Annotated in this window: 15 protein-coding genes and 1 tRNA gene; 9 read left to right on the top strand and 7 right to left on the bottom strand. The window is 57.7% G+C overall.

Annotated features, from left to right (window positions below):
• Positions 1–275: hypothetical protein (locus Tam1G_RS11850; protein WP_207797865.1), on the top strand; the 275-nt coding region annotated here is incomplete at its 5' end.
• On the opposite strand, the gene Tam1G_RS10535 is transcribed toward Tam1G_RS11850, so the two are convergent.
• From Tam1G_RS10535 to Tam1G_RS10525, 3 genes are all read right to left on the bottom strand, one after another.
• Positions 248–1,699 (bottom strand): FAD-dependent oxidoreductase, encoded by a 1,452-nt coding sequence (locus Tam1G_RS10535; RefSeq protein WP_101626480.1) that lies wholly within the window; start codon positions 1,697–1,699, stop codon positions 248–250. The two genes, Tam1G_RS11850 and Tam1G_RS10535, sit on opposite strands and share 28 nt — an antisense overlap.
• Positions 1,700–2,296: 597 nt before the next feature.
• A complete protein-coding gene (locus Tam1G_RS10530; protein ID WP_101626479.1) occupies positions 2,297–4,399 on the bottom strand; it encodes a heavy metal translocating P-type ATPase in 2,103 nt (700 codons plus the stop codon).
• 411 nt (positions 4,400–4,810) lie between these two features.
• Positions 4,811–6,820, bottom strand: coding sequence for a S1C family serine protease (locus Tam1G_RS10525; protein ID WP_101626478.1), 2,010 nt, complete (start codon positions 6,818–6,820; stop codon positions 4,811–4,813).
• Positions 6,821–7,026: 206 nt separating this feature from the next.
• Here Tam1G_RS10525 and tgt point away from each other — a divergent pair, with 206 nt between their 5' ends.
• Both tgt and Tam1G_RS10515 read left to right on the top strand, forming a co-directional pair.
• Positions 7,027–8,337: a tRNA guanosine(34) transglycosylase Tgt gene (tgt, locus tag Tam1G_RS10520; protein WP_101626477.1), complete on the top strand. Its 1,311-nt coding sequence runs from the start codon at positions 7,027–7,029 to the stop codon at positions 8,335–8,337.
• Between the two features lie 213 nt (positions 8,338–8,550).
• Positions 8,551–8,636: transfer RNA gene (locus Tam1G_RS10515), tRNA-Leu, on the top strand.
• A 98-nt stretch (positions 8,637–8,734) separates the two neighbouring features.
• On the opposite strand, the gene Tam1G_RS10510 is transcribed toward Tam1G_RS10515, so the two are convergent.
• Positions 8,735–9,391, bottom strand: coding sequence for a hypothetical protein (locus tag Tam1G_RS10510; RefSeq protein WP_133125010.1), 657 nt, complete (start codon positions 9,389–9,391; stop codon positions 8,735–8,737).
• Positions 9,392–9,609: 218 nt separating this feature from the next.
• Between Tam1G_RS10510 and Tam1G_RS10505 the strand changes: the two genes are divergently transcribed.
• Entirely contained in the window at positions 9,610–10,113 is a 504-nt protein-coding gene (locus tag Tam1G_RS10505) for a very short patch repair endonuclease (protein ID WP_101626485.1), read from the top strand.
• On the opposite strand, the gene Tam1G_RS10500 is transcribed toward Tam1G_RS10505, so the two are convergent.
• Both Tam1G_RS10500 and Tam1G_RS10495 read right to left on the bottom strand, forming a co-directional pair.
• Complete coding sequence (locus Tam1G_RS10500) at positions 10,110–10,442, bottom strand: putative heavy metal-binding protein (protein ID WP_101626475.1); 333 nt, start codon at positions 10,440–10,442, stop codon at positions 10,110–10,112. The two genes, Tam1G_RS10505 and Tam1G_RS10500, sit on opposite strands and share 4 nt — an antisense overlap.
• A gap of 509 nt (positions 10,443–10,951) precedes the next feature.
• Complete coding sequence (locus Tam1G_RS10495) at positions 10,952–11,218, bottom strand: hypothetical protein (protein ID WP_101626474.1); 267 nt, start codon at positions 11,216–11,218, stop codon at positions 10,952–10,954.
• A 154-nt stretch (positions 11,219–11,372) separates the two neighbouring features.
• Here Tam1G_RS10495 and Tam1G_RS10490 point away from each other — a divergent pair, with 154 nt between their 5' ends.
• The 4 genes from Tam1G_RS10490 to Tam1G_RS10475 all read left to right on the top strand — a co-directional run bounded on the left by Tam1G_RS10490 (position 11,373) and on the right by Tam1G_RS10475 (position 16,231).
• Complete coding sequence (locus Tam1G_RS10490) at positions 11,373–11,798, top strand: (deoxy)nucleoside triphosphate pyrophosphohydrolase (RefSeq protein WP_101626473.1); 426 nt, start codon at positions 11,373–11,375, stop codon at positions 11,796–11,798.
• Between the two features lie 188 nt (positions 11,799–11,986).
• Positions 11,987–15,115, top strand: coding sequence for a DUF3427 domain-containing protein (locus tag Tam1G_RS10485; protein WP_242689716.1), 3,129 nt, complete (start codon positions 11,987–11,989; stop codon positions 15,113–15,115).
• 160 nt (positions 15,116–15,275) lie between these two features.
• Positions 15,276–15,857, top strand: coding sequence for a nucleotidyltransferase domain-containing protein (locus tag Tam1G_RS10480; RefSeq protein ID WP_101626472.1), 582 nt, complete (start codon positions 15,276–15,278; stop codon positions 15,855–15,857).
• The gene (locus Tam1G_RS10475) at positions 15,857–16,231 is read left to right on the top strand and encodes a HepT-like ribonuclease domain-containing protein (protein WP_101626471.1); all 375 of its coding nucleotides are present in this window, start codon (positions 15,857–15,859) and stop codon (positions 16,229–16,231) included. The genes Tam1G_RS10480 and Tam1G_RS10475 overlap by 1 nt, the downstream gene beginning before the upstream one ends.
• A gap of 33 nt (positions 16,232–16,264) precedes the next feature.
• Here the strand turns inward: Tam1G_RS10475 and msrA are convergent, their stop codons facing one another.
• Complete coding sequence (gene msrA / locus Tam1G_RS10470; protein ID WP_101626470.1) at positions 16,265–17,299, bottom strand: peptide-methionine (S)-S-oxide reductase MsrA; 1,035 nt, start codon at positions 17,297–17,299, stop codon at positions 16,265–16,267.
• Positions 17,300–17,350: 51 nt separating this feature from the next.
• Here msrA and Tam1G_RS10465 point away from each other — a divergent pair, with 51 nt between their 5' ends.
• The gene (locus tag Tam1G_RS10465) at positions 17,351–17,689 is read left to right on the top strand and encodes a hypothetical protein (RefSeq protein WP_242689691.1); all 339 of its coding nucleotides are present in this window, start codon (positions 17,351–17,353) and stop codon (positions 17,687–17,689) included.
• The last annotated feature ends 8 nt before the right edge of the window (positions 17,690–17,697 follow it).

The following is a 17,697-nucleotide window of genomic DNA, read 5'->3' as shown; positions in this document are numbered from 1 at the left end:
ATCTCTTTCTCCTTTTGACTGTAGGTTTTCCAACACTGACTGTAGGGAATCGAACACTAACTGTAGGAGATCCGACAAAAAACGTTGGAAAACCTACAGTCAGTGTTGGAAAACCTACAGAAGATGTCGAAAGACCGACAGTCAACGATGGAAAACCGACAGTCGAGGAATGGAAATATGCAAGAAGGGCGACTGAGAGAAATCCCAGCCGCCCTTTTGTGGTGCAGATAGTACCGATCAGCCCGACTCAGGCCAGAGCAAGCTCGCGCATCTGATCAGGTTCGATAACCTTCTTGTGCTCGCGGCCTTCCTTGGCGCCCTCAGCGCGTTCGAAAGCGTCGACCTTCTTCCATCCGGCGAAGTTGATCGGCTTGACACCGCGCTCGGCGAGCAGTCGGTCGATGGATTCGGGGTCGCGGTCTTCTGCCACGCGGCCACCTTCGGCAGCCTTGGCCAGATCCTCGAGCATGTTGGTCACGATGGCCAGTGCGTCGGACTTGGTGGAGCCAATCAGACCCACCGGGCCGCGCTTGGCCCAACCGGTGGCATACAGGCGATCGCGCACTTCGCCGCCCTCAGCTTCGGTGGTGATACGGCCGTCGCCATTAGCGTTGGCCAGATGAGCACCGTGCTCGTCATAAGCAATACCCGGAGCTTCAGCCGGCTTGTAGCCGATGGCATGGTACACAGCCTCAACCGGATAGTCGGTAAATTCGCCGGTGCGATGCATCTTGCCGTCAGCGCCGGTTTCGGTGCGCTCCACGCGAATAGCCTTCACCTTGCCGTCTTCGCCGAGAATCTCGGTGGGAGCGGAGTTGAAGTGGATGTAGTACTTGCGATCGGCCGGATTGCCTTCGAAGTCCACATCGCCGTCGTCTTCCATGTCTTCGGCCATCTCGCGCACAGCGAACAGCTCCTCGACCATCTGGCGGGTGAGCTTGTCCTTGCCGGCCACCTCGATGGTGCCGTCATCCAGATCGAAGTCGTCTTCGTTGATAATCAGCTGCACGCCAGGCAGCTTCTCCATCTCGCGAAGCTCCTGCACGCTGAACTTGGCCTGGGCCACGCCACGGCGGATGAACAGGTGCAGCACCTTGGCCTTGTTCTGGCCGATGCCTTCGTAGACGTTGTCCGGAATGTCGGTCTTGGCCTTGAGATCGTCGGCATTGCGCATCAGCTCGCGGGCCACATCCATAGCCACGTTGCCGCCGCCGATCACGGCGACGTTCTCGGCGGTCAACGGCCATTCGCGAGCGCCAGTTGGGTAACCGTCGTACCATTCCACGAACTTGGCAGCGCCGTACACACCTTCAAGGTCGGCACCAGGCAGGTTCAGCGGCTTGTCCTTGACCGCGCCGGTGGCGAACAGCACGGCGTCATAGCGGGCTAGAAGGTCTTCGAGGGTTACGTCCTTGCCGAATTCCACATCGCAGTAGAGGTGGATGTCCGGGTTGTCGAGCGTCTTCTCCAGCGCGGAGGCGATGAACTTGATGGACGGGTGGTCAGGGGCCACGCCGTAGCGCACCAGACCGAACGGCACCGGCAGCTTCTCGAACAAATCGATACGAGCCTTGGTGCCGAGGCCGAGTTCCTCGCCCAGCTTGTTGAGCTGGCGCAGGAAGATATCGGAAGAGTAGACGCCGGCCGGGCCAGCGCCAATAACAGCAATACGCAATTCGTTATTCACAGATTCAGTCACGCGTTACAGGTTATCGCAAAGCCTGCCGCTGCAACAGGGGGCAAATGGTGCGAATTCTGTGTTTTTGCGGTGCGAGGGCGGGAAATACCGGCGTGCAACCGCAGGAGCACCTGCAGCTGCACACCTGACTGGCCGCCGGCAGGGGCAAAACCTCGGCTCACCCGATTAAACGCCTCACCTGCATATCATCAGCAAGGCAATTCCTCAGGCAGACCAAGGTTCTTCCCCGCTAATCCAACCACCGGCGAGGCAAAACCACAGATTAGCCACAACTTTGCTCCGCTGAGAAGCCACCAACGAGGCAAAAACCTCGGTCTAAGCGCGGTTTCGCCTCACTCACAAGCTGTCAGGGGAACAGAACCTCGATTAAACCGGGGATTTGCCCCACTAACTGGCCATCAACGAGGTAAATCCTAGGTTTAATCGCGGCTTCGCCCCACTCAGAAGCCGCCAGTGAGGCAAATCCTCGATCTGCCCGAGGAATCACCCCACTAATCAGCCGTCAGCGGAGCGAATCCACTAATCGCCCGATGATTTGCCCCGCTGACTAACCACCAGCAGGAGCAAAACCTCGAACTAGCCGAGGAAGCGCCGCGCTCAGTCGCGGTCTAGCACGGCGGTGAGGGCCCAGAGGATGCTGACCACGTCGATGGCCTCCTGCAGGAAGGCGCCAACCACCACCGGAATCAGGTTGAAGGCGGCGGCGAGCATGCCGACGACCGCGAGCGCGAGGCCTGCAATCACGGCCTGCAGCATGATGCGCTTGGTGCGGCGGGCGATGGCGATGGCGCGCGGTACAGCGGCGATGTCGTCGTTCATGATAACGATTTGAGCGCTTTCCGAGGCGGCAGTAGATGTGCCGTCCGTAATGGCCACGCCGAGGTCGGCGGCCGCCAACACGGGCGCGTCGTTCACACCGTCCCCCACCATCATCGTGACCGGGTCGGCCGCCTGCACCGCCGCCACCTTGTCTTCCGGGAACAGTTCGGCGTGCACTTCGTCAATGCCGACCTCTCGGGCGATGATTTCGGCGGAGGCACGCTTGTCTCCAGTGAGCATCGTGAGCTTGGAAACCCCCAACTCATGCAGCCTCGCGAGCGCGGCTTTGGTGTTGGCGCGAGGCACATCTCGCAGCACTATGCGGGCAATCAACTGGCCGCCAACAGACACATAGGAGGCCATTTCATCCGGCTGCAGCATGCCAAATCGCATGCGCACATCGCTTGGACTCGTCGCCAAGAAGCCATCGTCCCCGGCCGCCGCAAACGCCAGTCGCCCGACACGAACGGCATGTCCGTTCACCTCACCAGACACGCCTTTACCGGTGTCCTCGCGAATGTTCTTCACCACCGGATAATCACGACCATGACCCGGCGTACTAGCCTCAGGCTCCGGGCAGTCACGCTGACCGGCAGCAAACCGGGCGCGCAAGCGAGCCATCGCCTCCGCACCAGCCTTGGCAATACCTTTAGACAGAATATGCACCGAGTAGCCTTCCACCACACCGGCCATCATCAGCACATGGTCCTCATTGAGCTGAGTTTCCACCCCCGGCAGCATCTCAACGCGTACCACCTGAGGCTGTTTCACCGTGAGCGTGCCGGTTTTGTCAAAGAACACCTGCGTTACGCGACCCAGATTTTCCAGCACATCCTGCGTCTTAATCAGCACGCCGGCAGCAGCCAAACGAGACGTACCAGCGATGTACGCCACAGGGGCAGCAATCAGCAGCGGGCAGGGCGTGGCCAGGACCAGTACCTGAGCGAATCGAGTCGGCACACCAGACACAACCCAAGCAATACCAGCAATTGCCAGCGAAAGAATCGTAAACGGTACCGCCAATCGATCCGCAGTTTTGACTACCGCCGGGCGGGAATCCTGAGCAGACTCAACCAACTGTAAAATCCGCTGATACTGCGAATCAGCAGCTGCCTGAGTGGCGCGCATGGTCAGCGCAGCCGAACCGTTCACTGCACCAGACATCACGCGCGCGCCGGCGAACACGGTGCGCGGCACCGGCTCGCCATTAATCGCGCTCAGGTCAAGTGTGGCCTCGCCGGAGAGCAGCTCGCCATCGACCGGCACAGTCTCGCCCGGCAGCACCATCAGTACATCGCCCGGCTGGACCTGGGCGACCGGGACCGTGGCGAAATGCTGCGCCGCGCTTGCTGCCATCAAAGCCGAGCCCACACGCCGGAAGCCGTCGGACAAATCGCCCTTATCAGCAGCAAACCCGCGGCCCACGCCCGGCAGGTTGACGACGTGCGCGGTTTGCGGGGCGGCATTCATCAGTGCGGTCAGACTGCGCTCGGCCTTGCTTTGCGCGTACTCTTCAATGGCTTCGCCGGACGTGATCATCAGCGTTACCGCCCAGCTGGCCCAGTATTCATGAACAGCCACCGTGGAGAGAATCGCCACCACGGCGAGCAGGTCCACGCCAAGTTGGCCGTGGCGAATATCGTCAATCATGCCGCGGACGGTGTCGATCACGATGATCAGCACCAGCGCGATGACCAGCCACTGGCCAAGGCCTGGATTGTTCAGAATCGGCAGATTGATCACGCTTCCCCATGGGCGCCAATCATCCAGCAAAGCCAGTGGGATTGCAGAAAGAATGACTACCGGCAGCATCGGCACTAATTTGCAAACGCGGATGACTGCGGCAAGTAGCCGGGGAAAGAATTGAGAGAGATTGTGCATCTCATACTCCTTACGCTCGTATACGGGGCCGATTCAGCAGCGAGCGCGAGCGGAAGTGGGTATGCGGGCGCGTGGCCAGCCGAAATCGGCACATGGTCACGCCTTGTTAACCCACCGGCGTCTATGCCGGGCAGTCGGTGATATGGGACTGACATGCCCATGTTCTCAACTGCTCCGCGCAACTTTCCGATACACGGCGTAAAGAAATATTCAGTTATTGCACTTGCTATGGTGCCGCATACGGCGGACTTTGGCACTGCGCGTGCCGGAATCTGCCGATGCATTGCGCGCGTCTACCTCACGCGTAGCAACGCAAAAGGACCGTGGGGGGTCATGCCCTCCACGGTCCTTTGATTGTCCGACATGGCGTTCAGCGGTGGCCGCCCAACGTCATGTGACGTTCAGTCGGCTTTACCACAGGCCGAACGGATCGGTGAAGCCACCATCGTCACCAGTGCCGCCATCGCTGTTGCCGTTACCGCTGCCATTGGAACCATTGCCGTTCTGGTTGTTGTTATTGTTCTGGCTGTTGCCGTTGTTGTTCGAGTTGGAGCTGGACGAACCGTTTACGGACGATTCCTCCTGGTCGAGCGTCACGTCAACGTCCATGGTCTTGCCATCGCGCACGATGGTCAGGGTTGCCTTGTCACCCAAGGCGGCGGCACGCACGAAGCCGAGCAGCGAGTAGTTGTTGTTCACTGCGTTGCCGTTGAAGGCCACGATGGTGTCGCCTTCCTTCAGGCCCGCCTTGTCGGCCGGGCTGCCGGAGACCACTGCAGAACCGGTGGAGGTCGACTTGGTGATGGTGGCGCCGCCACGGGTTACGCCGTCAGCCTCAACGGTGTCAGACTTAATGGTCACGCCGAGGGCCACATGGGTCACCGAGCCATCCTTGATGATTTCGTTAGCCACACGCTTGACCAGGTTGGACGGGATTGCGAAGCCGATACCGATGGAGCCTGCGGAATCAGAAGAGGTTGCAGTGGATGCAATCGACGAGTTGATGCCAATCACCTGGCCGGCAGCGTTGAAGGTCGGGCCACCAGAGTTACCAGGGTTGATAGCGGCGTCAATCTGCACAGCGTTGGTGACGATTTCGTTGTTGCTGTCATCGGTCACGGTCACCGGGCGGTTCAGAGCGGAGACGATACCAGTGGTGGCGGTGTCGTCGTAACCGAGCGGGTTGCCGATGGCCATCACGTTCTCACCGACGGCGAGCTTGTCGGAATCGGCGAATTCCACGGCCTTCAGGTCGCTCGGAGCATTGTCAAGCTTGATGACGGCGATATCGGTGGTGGTATCGGTGCCGACGAGCTGGGCAGTGTACATGGTGCCGTTGGCGAGCGTCACCTGAATCTGCTGGGCGCCGGAGATCACGTGGTTGTTGGTCACGATGTAGCCTTCGGTGCTGATGATGGCACCGGAGCCCTTGGCCGTGCCGTTGCTCAGCTGGGTCTGGATGGAGACCACAGAGCCGGAAACGTCGCTGGCGACGGTCTGCCAGTCAGGCGCTTCACCGGTCTTGGCGGTTGCGGAGCCGGAGCCGGACTTGTTCGAGGTCACATTGGCCAAGGAGCTGGAGGTCGGCACGGTCACCCAGCCGTAGGTGATGGCGGCATAGCCGAGGCCGAGGCACAGGGCGGCGGCCACGACGGCTGCAATCACCGCGGAAATAACGCTGGTTGCAACCTTGCTCGGAGCCTTAGTTGCCGTCTGCGGAGAGCCCGCGCCCGGCTGAGGGAAGCCCGGGGCGCCCGGCGTCGTACCGTTCGGAGTGCCCGGAGTACCAGCAGCATTGGCGTTGTTCGCATTGTTGCGAGCACCGAAGCCAAAGAACCCATGAGAGCCATTGTTGTTGCTTTGTCCGTTCTGCGGAGCACCCTGCGGGGCAAACGGGTTGCCGTTGGACGGCGTGCCCGGCTGCGGGTTGTTGGTGAAGTACGGGTTGCGGTTGCCTGGCTGCGGCTGCTGGGGTGCAGACTGGCCGAATGGCAGCGGCTGGGTAGGCTGAGCGCCCTGTGTGGGCTGCTGGCTGGGCTGGTTAGCGGTTGGCACTGGACCATACGCGCCGAACTCAGGGGCCGGGCGGTACAGCGGGGTTGTGGAGGCTGGGTCAGAAGCCGGAGCATTTGCGTTTGCGTCCGTGCCAGCGCCGGCCGAAGTAGAAGGCGAAGAGGAAACCACCGTGCTCTCGCCCTTGGCGGACGCATAATCCGGAATCGGTTCAGTTACCGCTGTCTGCGGAGCGGTGGCGGTGACGTCCGGGCTGGCGATGGGCTGGGTAGCGTCCAGTCCGGTACCAGCAGAAGCCGGCTCATTGGCGGCCGGCTGCGGTTGAGTGGGTTGCGTGTTGTTTTGCGAATCGTTCTGCGATTCTTGCGGGGTCTGGTCGACGCCCTGCGGGTTGAATTCGTCAGCCATTGCTGCTCCTTCGATGATGTCTATTACGTCTCTTGGTGTCGGTCTCACCGTTCACCGGCTGGCCTGCACCTCTCGTGCTCTACCTCTGTAGTAAAGGCATCCAATCTGGAGGTTTTCTGAATGTTGGTTGAAAGTCTATGCGTAATCTTCGCAGAGTCATATGGATATCCGTGTTCTTTTCCCGCCCTTTTGCCTAAAGTGAAACCATGACAAGCCTTCTTGAACATCCGCGCGGCGCGCAACCCGGCCAGCCCGGCGACCGCAGCGCATTCAGCTTTGAAACCATCACACGACTTTCGTCCACGGCGAACGGCCTTGGACGTGACGGCGCACGCTACGGCCGCACCGGCATCATCCACACCCCTCATGGCGATATCAAAACCCCAGCGTTCGTGCCAGTGGGCACGCAGGCGGCCATGAAAGCCGTACTGCCCGAGCAGATGAAGGACCTCGGTGCACAATGCTTACTCGCCAACGCGTTTCATCTGTTCGAACGGCCCGGTGAAGACGTGCTGGACGCCGCGGGCGGACTGGCGCGCTTCATGAACTGGGATGGCCCGACCTTCACCGATTCGGGCGGCTTCCAGGTGATGTCTTTGGGTGTCGGCTTCAAGAAGACGCTGGCGATGGACGTGACCGGCATGAAGTCGGACGACATCATCGCCAAAGGCAAGGAACGCATGGCCTGGGTAGATGAGGACGGCGTGACGTTCAAGTCCCCGCTCAACGGCGATTCGCACCGCTTCTCCGCCGAAATCTCGATGGGCATCCAGCACAAGCTGGGCGCAGACATCATGTTCGCGTTCGACGAGCTCACCACGTTGATGAACACCCGCTCCTATCAGGAGGATTCGGTGGAGCGCACGTTCCGCTGGGCCAAGCGCTGCGTGGCCGAGCACGAGCGACTGACCGCCGAGCGCCTGGGCAAGCCGTATCAGGCGCTGTATGGCGTGGTGCAGGGCGCGAATTATGAGGATTTGCGCCGTCACGCAGCTGAGCAGATCGCCTCGCTTGATTTCGACGGCGTGGGCATCGGCGGCGCGATCGAGAAGCGCATCATCGGCGACACTTGCGCCTGGATTTGCGACGCGATGCCGGAGAGCCGACCGCGTCACGTGCTGGGCATCGCTTCCGTGGACGATATTTTCGCCTGCGTGGAGAACGGCGGCGACACATTCGACTGCGTGGCCCCCGCCCGCTGCGCCCGCAATGGTGCGATTTTCACGCGCAACGGCCGCTACAATATCAAGCGCGCGCAGCACAAGTTCGACTTCGGCCCACTGGAGGAAGGCTGCACCTGCTACACCTGCCAGCATTATTCGCGCGCCTACGTGGATCATCTGCTGCGCGCCCGTGAGTTCAACGGCTTCACGCTGGCCACGATTCACAACGAGCACTTCTTCGTGAAGCTACTTGATGATATTCGCGCGTCCATCGATGGCGGCTACTTCGAGGAGTTCCGCGATGAGGCGCTGGCCCACTTCTACGGCAACGGCGAGCGCAAGCCCGGCCTGTGAGACCCGGAGCAGCGAGCGGAGACTGCGACGGTAGGCATACACACCTAGTACTGCTTTCGCGCGCAACAACCTGAATCGGATATCGCTAACTGCTCGTGGGGGCTCAACTCCCCCGCGAGCGAATGAACGGGCCGGCCAAGCCTGCCCCAAGCACAACGCGACACGCCGGAGATTGTGCAATCGAGCCTGCGGGTGTAAATTAGCCGATTGTCTGCGAGTGTGGCGGAATGGTAGACGCGCTGTCTTCAGGTGGCAGTGAGTGTATGCTCGTGGGGGTTCAACTCCCCCCACTCGCACCAGTAAATAAAGGGCTGGAACCGAATGGTTCCAGCTCTTTTGCTTTCCAGACACTGGCACTTGGAACGGCGCTCACGACAACGCTCGCCGGCGAGCCCGCTCACATCATAGATGTATTCGCATCATCCTCCACCAGCAAATACTTGCCGTTCTCCCGGTACTTCGGTCGCGGATTCAGCCGCTCCCCCGCGGCCACGCCCTCGAGCCGCACGCGCGTGCCGGAAATCAGTAGCGTGATCTCCTCAGCCTTGCCGCGCTCACCGACCTCGCTGCCTGCGGGATAGGCCAGCACATCAATCCTGCGATCCCATGCCACCGGGCGGAACAGCAGCGTTTTCACCGGACGCGCAAGGTAGCGCGAAAACATGCTGTCATCCTTGGGATCGCTGTGGTCTCCTCCGCCCACAATCTCATATCCCAGTGGCTTGAACAGCGCGGTCTCAACGCCAATCAATCCATCTGGCATATGCCCACGGTGCCATAGCACGAGCAGGTTCGCCACAACTCGCGATAGCACAAACGTCACAGCGGCGAGTATTGCAGCCTCGAATTTATGACTTTCGAAGTCCGCAAAAATCATTTGCGTATACGGAATCACCCAGGAGACCGCGATCATAATCACCCAGCAGGCGAAGAACAACAGCATCGACGCTATTCCACTCGCCGGCCGCACACGATCCCACGCCTCGCGCGCAGTGTCTTCCTTGCCCTCAAACCAAGCTCCGCTGCTTGCGTTCGCATATGCATCGGTATCCATAGTCCGATTATGGCGGCTCGCTGATGGACAATCGCGCGGCAGCAGTAAACACTGCATGAATTCGCATAAGTGACGCTGCTTCGCCGGCATTGTTGCTGTAGACAGTACTGATCAGTATGGTGGGAAAGCCGGCAAAGCGCGGGGAGGGAGATGCGATGGGTACTGCAAGCAGCGACAGCGCGCACGAGCAGCACTCTGACAACGCATCGGCCGCATCGATGGCAACCGCGACAGCTGCACCACCGAGACAATCCGCAAAGCATAGGAAATCGCGAAAGCCTCGGAGATCCACCAAGCCCGAGAAATACGCGCGCGGCACGCGGTCCTACACGATGTCGCATATTCGCGGCAAGGATACGTCGATTGAAGTGCTGGTGCGCAGCTACCTGTTCCGCCGCGGCCTGCGGTTCCGCAAGAACGACAAACGATACCCCGGTCACCCGGACGTGGTGTTGCCGAAGTATCACACGATCGTGTTCGTGAACGGATGCTTTTGGCACATGCATGAAGGTTGCACGAAGCATTCCATGCCGAAGTCGAACGTGGAGTTCTGGACGGCGAAGCTGCTGCGTAATCGAGCGCGCGACGCCGCCCAGCATGCCGAGCTTGAAGCCGCCGGGTGGCACGTCATCGTGGTGTGGGAATGCGAGCTTGCGAAAGCCACGCGCGAGGAGCGGCTGGGCAAGCTGTACGCGCAGATTGTTGGCGGCGGCGCGAATTAGGCTTGGCGTGCGAGCTGCACGGCGGTGCCGGATGCGGTGACCATGAGCATGGAGCCGTCCGCGCCGAGCACTTCATAGTCGATATCGACACCTACCACCGCGTGCGCACCCATTGCCTCGGCGCGCTGCTGCATTTCGGCGATGGCTTCGTTGCGCGCGTTCGTCAGCTCTTCTTCATAGCCTTGACTGCGACCACCGAACACGTTGCGGAAGCTCGCGCCGATGTCCCGGAACATGTTCACGCCGGCGACCACTTCGCCGAACACAATGCCCTGATAGTTGGTGATGACGTAACCGTCGACCGATGGCGTGGTGGTGACAAGAATCATGGTGAGTCTCCTTTGGCTTTGATTGTGCCGCTCTGTTCGCAGGCGCACCTACCGGGCCAAGTCGCTGGCCCACTACTGCAATCCTATATCGCCGTGGAATCGGCCGAAAGCCCTGCGATTATGTTCAGATGACGGCATCCGTGAGTCAGCGGGGGTATTCCCGGCGCTCGTTTGCTGATTAGCTGTCGATTGTCTGCCCCGATTGTGCGATACAACGTTTCAGCTCGCTACCGGGACAATGATTTGTGCCACGGAACTGCAATTCGAGACATTTTGCAGTTGCGTGACACGGATTTCCGTCCAAGCACACGTATCGAGCAATATTCAATTTTAGAAATCCCTGAAATTCCGCCATTCTCCCCATAAGGAATTGCGCATTCGAAGCGATTCTCCAACGTGCTCTTGCCATGCAACTGCAAAATGCCTTGAACTGCATTTGCGTGGCACAGAAATCCACCCCGATACTGCCAGAACGCACTTTCGGTCTATCGGGACAAGAAAAAAGACCCTTACATATCCTCAGTCAAACCCGCATACTCCTCCGCAGCTGCATCATCCCCTTGGAGCGCCGCCCGAAGCAGCGGAATTAAATCCTCAGGAACGAATGCGATGGACTTGACCTGCGGCGTATCCTCGCGCAGCAATTGCACAAGATCATCCCGCGAATCAATGCAAGTGCCGTCCGCCTTCTCCGCCTCCACCGCCTTGCACAGCCAGCGAACATGCGCACCGTTCGGCATAGCTAGCGTGATGCACGCTCCAATATGCATGTACATGATTGACCTTTCTCGTAGACAGATACACGCTGAAGGCTCGCACCTTCGTCGAACTTCATCATGATCAGCACAAAAGGTCTTGAGCGCGTTCCATCCCCGAGATCCACGATCGATCTACAACGATTCCTCGCTAAGCCCGTTGTATCCTGGCTGCATGGATTCGGAACGCAAAATCATCAACGTTGTTGGGGCGGCAATTGTCAAAGATGGCACAGTGTTGTGCGCACAACGCGGTCCAGACAAATCGCTCGCTGGCTATTGGGAATTCCCCGGCGGCAAAATCGAGCCACATGAGACTCCGCGGCAGGCATTGCACCGCGAGATCGAAGAGGAATTGCTGTGCGATATCGAGGTCGCCGATGAAGTGTGCACCAGCGAATATGCCTACGACTTCGGAACAGTCCGACTCACCACATTCATCTGTCACTTGCATAACGGCACTCCGCGCCTGACCGAGCACACGGCAATCCAGTGGATGGAACCCGCAGCCATGCCACAACTGAATTGGGCACCTGTTGATAGAGCAGCAGCCAAGCTGATTGCAACACGAACTTTTGCCACAAAGTCAGCCAACGTATAAGCAGCCAACCAACTCTGCAATCCCCGCGAACTACGTTCACTCAACTCCAGCAACTTTCAGCCACCGCATCAGAAGGCAACATCATCATGACTGACGTAATGGCAGACAACCATCAAAATAGCGCCACGGCCACTGCTACAGAGAGCAATAATGCCGTAGCACTTGACATCAGCACCGCACCACACTCCATGCTCGAAGATGTTATTTCCGGCCTGATTCAGCCGCAACGCGACAATCTCGGCGAATATGCACCGATGCTCATCGCCAATCGACCCGGCCTCACTATGTACGATGCGCTGAATGAGGAAATCAGCGACAGCGACAGCTTTGACGTATCAGTGGCATTCATGTCTTCGGAGGCCATTCTGAGCCTGTTCGAGGCTTTTCGCAGCCATCATCAGAATCAAAATCCACATACCAAAAGCCGCTTAATCACCTCCACCAAGAATCATTTCAACGATCCCAAAGCCTTCTGGCAGCTGCTGCATTTGAAGCAAGCCACCGGAGTCGACGTACGCATTTGGAGCGAAGCAGCAAACGAGTACCAATCTTCGTCTGCCCAAGGTCAACCATTCCATCCCAAAGGTTATGTGTTCGCTCGCCATATGCGGGATGGCCGCCCTTACTACAACCTGTATGTGGGCAGCTCAAATCTCACGTCGTTTGCTTTGAGTCGTCAACGTGAATGGAATCTCAAAGTCTCATCGTTAGCCGAAGGCAATCTCGTAGACCAGGTTCGTCAAGAACTTGACTCTCAGGTGGCTGATTCAACACCGCTTACTGAGGATTGGATTCGCCAGTACGAGGAAGACTTCAAACGGTACGCTCCGCCTCGCCAAGAAATCCTCAAATCGCTCAGTGGCAAATCAATCAAGCCCAACAGTATGCAGCAGGAGGCGCTGAAGAATCTCAAGCAGTTGCGTGAGCAAGGTGAACACCGCGCGATTATCATCTCCGCAACCGGTACCGGCAAAACCTATCTTTCCGCATTCGATGTCCGCGAATACCAGCCTCGACGCATGCTGTACATTGCGCAACAGCAGCAGATTCTCACCAAAGCGATGGAATCATACCAGCGCGTATTAGGTTGCGATGAGTCCGAACTTGGCCTCTACTCCGGCACCAGTAAGCAATCGGACCGCAAATATGTGTTCGCCACTGTGCAGACCATGCGTCAGCCGGAAGTACTGCGGCAATTCGCCTCCGATGAGTTCGATTACATCCTTATTGATGAAGTGCATCATGCCGGTGCTGCGGGCTATCAAACCGTGATGGAGCATTTCAAGGACGCTGACTTCATGCTCGGCATGACAGCCACGCCAGAGCGCACCGACGGTATCAACATCTTTGAGCTCTTCGGTCATAACATTGCGTACGAGATTCGCTTGCAGAAAGCGTTGGACGAGAACATGCTCTGCCCGTTCCATTACTACGGCGTAGCAGAATATCTCGGCTCCGATGATGATCCGGATCAGGCAGCGCATCGCATTGATGTCACTTCCGGAACTTCTGAATCGGATAATGCACAACTGAAATATGAAATCTCTCAGCTCGCCACTGAACAGCGCGTGCGCTACATCATTGACAAACTGCAGGAATACGGACAATTCAACCTGCCGGTTACTGGTTTGGTCTTCTGCAGTCGCCAAGAAGAGGCGCATGAGCTTTCGCGACTATTCAATCAGCATATGAATCAGCAAGCTGAGCGACCATATCGGACAGCAGCAGTCACCAGTAAAGATGCCGACGGTCGCGCGATCTCGCAGGAGCAACGCGAGGCTTACATCAAACAGCTGTCGGAAGGTAAGCTGGATTACCTGTTTACCGTCGACATGTTCAATGAAGGCATCGATATCCCTGCGGTGAATCAGATTGTCATGCTGCGCAGCACGGAATCGAGCATTATTTTCACGCAGCAGCTGGGCCGAGGACTGCGTAAATTCCCATACAAAGACAGTGTTGTGGTCATCGACTTCATCGGCAATTACAACAATAACTACCTGATTCCAGTGGCCTTGTACGGCAATACCGGTGACCGCGATCGCGCACGCAAAAACCTGCAGCGTCAGTCGATTGGATTGTCTTCCATCAGCTTTGACCCTATCGCTAAAGAGCGTGTGTTGAAGTCACTCGATACTGCTGATTGGTCGGATATGAAACGGCTGTCCGAGCAGTACCGTCAAGTGCGTTATGAGCTTGGACGCATCCCGATGCTGGAAGACATCTATACGCACGATCCTTCGCTACCGTTCACGATGGCCACCAAAAAGAATAACTATCTTGATTTCGTCCGTTCTCGCGAGCGCAGTCTAAGCTCCGGCAAACACCCCGAATCCAATCTCATTGAACAATTGGAACCTGTATCCGAAGTCGAAGATGCGATTCTGAAGATGGCTACCGAGTTGCTGCTACCGGGACTGAGGCCTCATGAATTGGTGATTCTTGAGCAGCTATGCGGTTTCATGCGCGAGTGCCTTGGCGCCGGCACTGCGGCAGATTGGAAGCCAGCAGAAGCGGTTACACGCGAATCATTGATAGCAGCACTCAGCGAGCAGTATCCACAAGCCGACCTTTCTGATGCCCAGTTTGGCTCCGCAATCAGCGTGCTTGATTACTCGTATTTCACTGAGCCAAATCGCAAACGATTTGGTGGGATGCCTTTGGTTGAAGCCACTGACGGCGAATCTGCGAACCCGAGTTACCGTCTGAGCGAGCAGTTCGCGTCTCTGCTTACGGAGAATCGTACCTTCCGCATTTTCTTTGCCGACACTCTGCGTGTAGGCCTACTGAACTGCGCCGATATGTTCCAGGAGTCTGCGGAGAAACAGCGCTCGTTTGATCGCGCGTTCCTGTATGAGCATAAGTATTCCTTGGCGGATGTCATGCGTTTGTGCGGTTGGAAGAAGGAGAACACCCCGCAAAATGTGGGCGGATATCTGCTTGATGAGGAAAGCGGCACGATGCCGATTTTCGTCAAGTATGCGGCCAGCCAATATGAGGACGAGTTCCTCAGCCCACAGGAGATGAAGTACTACAGCAAGAATGGTCGCAGCCCACAATCGCGAGAGTTCCGCTGGGCGCGCGACGGTGAAGGGCCGGATTGGCAAGATACCCATTTCATTCCGCTATTCGTAATGCGCAAAGCCGAGGCGAAGGACACCAAGTATTACTACGTGGGGCGCGTGGCAGCTGTTGAGCATCCAACGCTTACTACGAAGCCGGACGCTTCAGGAGAGAAGCCAGTCAAGGTCACACTGTCTACATTGCGACTGGCGAAGCCGTTGGATCCGGAACTGTATCGGCATTTGATTGGCTAGCCCTGCGCTGTTAGGCGGGTCTTTCCGTAGGGCCACAGATGACGTGTTTTCTGCCTCATTTTCTGCATCATCAGATGGTTTTCTGCATCATTTTGCGCTGAAATGAGGCAGAAAAACTGCTCAAAGCGATTTTATATAGCATATATGCTATATTGAAGTCATGAAGACGGTTGCTGAATTGCGCGAGGAACGCGTACGCTCACATATCAGCCAGAGCGAGGCGGCTAGGTCGATGGGCACCACCCAGTCGGCGCTTTCACGCGCGGAACGCGAAGGCAATCCGACGCAGGATTTTCTGCAGCGTTATGAGCGCGCACTAGCGACCCTGGCCGGACATGCTCTCTCACACAAAACGACTGACGCAGATGCGAATGTTGGAGCAGGAGCCGCGAATGCCTCGCAACCCACCGCACCAGCGAACAGCACTCTAGAAATAGTTACGCTTAAACTTATTGTGTCTCGTCTTGTAGAGCGGCATCACATTGCTGAAATGTATGTATATGGATCAGTAGCACGCGGAGATGCAAGACCAGACTCGGATGTGGATCTGATCTACCGTCTCAAACCTGGAGCATCTTACTCGATCATGGAGAAACAGCAGCTCATCGATGATCTGGAATCCACGCTTGGACGAACAGTATCCCTCATCTCTTATGACTCTTTACTGCGCCATGCCAAGCGCAGCCGCGCTAGCAAACGCTTTCTCGACCACATCACGCCTGACCTCATTAAGGTGGCATAATGCAAACTACGATTCATCATCACGACCAAGTATTCCGAGATCAAAGTACGCTCATCCGCTTGCTTGATCATCTCATTAACGCCATCAACGACATCGGCGACATACCATCATCTGCAGCGCTAGAAGATAACCGCATACGCTTTAACTCCGTAGCAATGGAAATGACACAAGTACAGGAATGTGCCCGCAAACTTTCAGATAGCTTCCGCAGCACAATGCCAAATCTGCCTTGGAATGAATTGCGTGCGCTGCGCAACGTAATCGTCCATGATTATGACGAAATCGATGTTGAATCACTGTACGATACCGTAACCAAGGATGCACCACATCTCGTTGCACAATTGCAGCCATTAGTCGACGCTATCGAAGACTAGTCAACATATATTAGGCCCAAACCATCTCAACTGCTACGACTTCTTAATGCTGCCGTCTGCCTCCGTATCTCCATCCACGGCAGGAATCCAAGCGGCGTAGCCTTCCTCGGCCATCTTTGCGCGCGGCACGAAGCGCAGAGCGGCAGAATTCATGCAGTAGCGCAGGCCACCACGGTCGGCCGGGCCGTCCTCGAACACGTGGCCCAGGTGAATCTGAGTTTCGGAGGTGCGCACCTCGATGCGATCACGGCCGGGAATGCGATGATCCTCATGCTCGGTAAGCAGTGAGCCCTTCAGCGGGCGAGAGAACGCCGGCCAGCCACAGCCGGAGTCGAACTTGTCGCGCGAGGAGAAAAGCGGCTCACCGCTGACGATGTCCACGTAAATGCCAGGCTCGAATTCCTCGTCGTATTCGTTGACGAACGGGCGCTCGGTTGCGGCCAGCTGCGTCACCGCGAACTGCTCCAGCGTCAGGTCCCAGATGTGCTCCACATACTTCTGCCGGCGCTTCACGTTCGCAATTGCGGCGATTGGCACATGGCAGTAGCCGCCGGGGTTGTTGATCAGATAATCCTGATGATGCGCCTCGGCCGGGTAGAAGTTCTTGAGCGGCTCCACCAGCACAGCCGGGCGCTGCGGCTGACGGTCCACCAGCTGCTCCAGCGCCGCCACGTACACGGCCTTCTGCGCATCATCCGTATAGAACATGCCGGTGCGATACTGGCGGCCACGGTCTTCGCCCTGCTGGTTCACGGAGAACGGGTCAATCACCTCCAGGAACAGCAGCGACAGCGTGCGCAGGCTCACCTGAGCCGGGTCGAACACCACCTTCACCGTTTCGGCGGCATCGGTTTCGCCGGCACACACCTGCTCATAGGTGGGCGACTCCACCGTGGACTGCGCGTAACCGACCGTGGTGTCCACTACACCATCCACGTTCTGGAAGTATCGCTCCAAACCCCAGAAGCAGCCGCCTGCAAAGTATGCAGTCTGGGTGTTGGACTGCTGCGAAGCGGTCGCGCTTACGTTCGCGTCCGCATTATTCAAAGTGTTCACGTTCTCGCTCATACGCCTCACGTTACTCTGAACAACTACTCTGCACGGAATATGCTTGAGATTATGAGCAACGCGAATAATGAAGCACATCACTCCCCTGCAGCAGCCAAGCCGCAGCAGCAGTCAAAAGCAACATGGACTCAGGCATCCGGTCCGAAGCAGGCACGACTGACCATTGCGATTACGACCGTTGCCGTAGTGCTCATTGCGCTGGGGCTTGGTTTCTTTGTGAGCTGGGGATTGGCGGCGATTGCGGTGATCATTATGGTTCCTGGTGCGATTTCGCTGGCAATCATCGCCAAGCACCCGGAATCGACTGGCGGGCGCAGTATGCTCGGCATCTCCAACCCGGACACCTTGCTCGACCCGTTGCGCAGGCCCAGCGAACGCCGCGGGAAGTAATCAATCGC

This window comes from Bifidobacterium imperatoris (genome assembly GCF_002860405.1).
Lineage (GTDB): Bacteria > Actinomycetota > Actinomycetes > Actinomycetales > Bifidobacteriaceae > Bifidobacterium > Bifidobacterium imperatoris.
Note: the sequence above shows the minus strand (reverse complement) of the source record. Positions and strands in the feature narration are given on the sequence as shown.

What these genes read in the sequence shown, in the direction of transcription:
- Tam1G_RS10530 (WP_101626479.1), bottom strand. Translation starts at nt 4,399, where the DNA reads ATGCACAATCTCTCTCAATTCTTTCCCCGGCTACTTGCCGCAGTCATC.
- Tam1G_RS10525 (WP_101626478.1), bottom strand. Translation starts at nt 6,820, where the DNA reads ATGGCTGACGAATTCAACCCGCAGGGCGTCGACCAGACCCCGCAAGAA.
- tgt (WP_101626477.1), top strand. Translation starts at nt 7,027, where the DNA reads ATGACAAGCCTTCTTGAACATCCGCGCGGCGCGCAACCCGGCCAGCCC.
- Tam1G_RS10510 (WP_133125010.1), bottom strand. Translation starts at nt 9,391, where the DNA reads ATGGATACCGATGCATATGCGAACGCAAGCAGCGGAGCTTGGTTTGAG.
- Tam1G_RS10505 (WP_101626485.1), top strand. Translation starts at nt 9,610, where the DNA reads ATGGCAACCGCGACAGCTGCACCACCGAGACAATCCGCAAAGCATAGG.
- Tam1G_RS10500 (WP_101626475.1), bottom strand. Translation starts at nt 10,442, where the DNA reads ATGATTCTTGTCACCACCACGCCATCGGTCGACGGTTACGTCATCACC.
- Tam1G_RS10495 (WP_101626474.1), bottom strand. Translation starts at nt 11,218, where the DNA reads ATGTACATGCATATTGGAGCGTGCATCACGCTAGCTATGCCGAACGGT.
- Tam1G_RS10490 (WP_101626473.1), top strand. Translation starts at nt 11,373, where the DNA reads ATGGATTCGGAACGCAAAATCATCAACGTTGTTGGGGCGGCAATTGTC.
- Tam1G_RS10485 (WP_242689716.1), top strand. Translation starts at nt 11,987, where the DNA reads ATGCTCGAAGATGTTATTTCCGGCCTGATTCAGCCGCAACGCGACAAT.
- Tam1G_RS10480 (WP_101626472.1), top strand. Translation starts at nt 15,276, where the DNA reads ATGAAGACGGTTGCTGAATTGCGCGAGGAACGCGTACGCTCACATATC.
- Tam1G_RS10475 (WP_101626471.1), top strand. Translation starts at nt 15,857, where the DNA reads ATGCAAACTACGATTCATCATCACGACCAAGTATTCCGAGATCAAAGT.
- msrA (WP_101626470.1), bottom strand. Translation starts at nt 17,299, where the DNA reads ATGAGCGAGAACGTGAACACTTTGAATAATGCGGACGCGAACGTAAGC.
- Tam1G_RS10465 (WP_242689691.1), top strand. Translation starts at nt 17,351, where the DNA reads ATGAGCAACGCGAATAATGAAGCACATCACTCCCCTGCAGCAGCCAAG.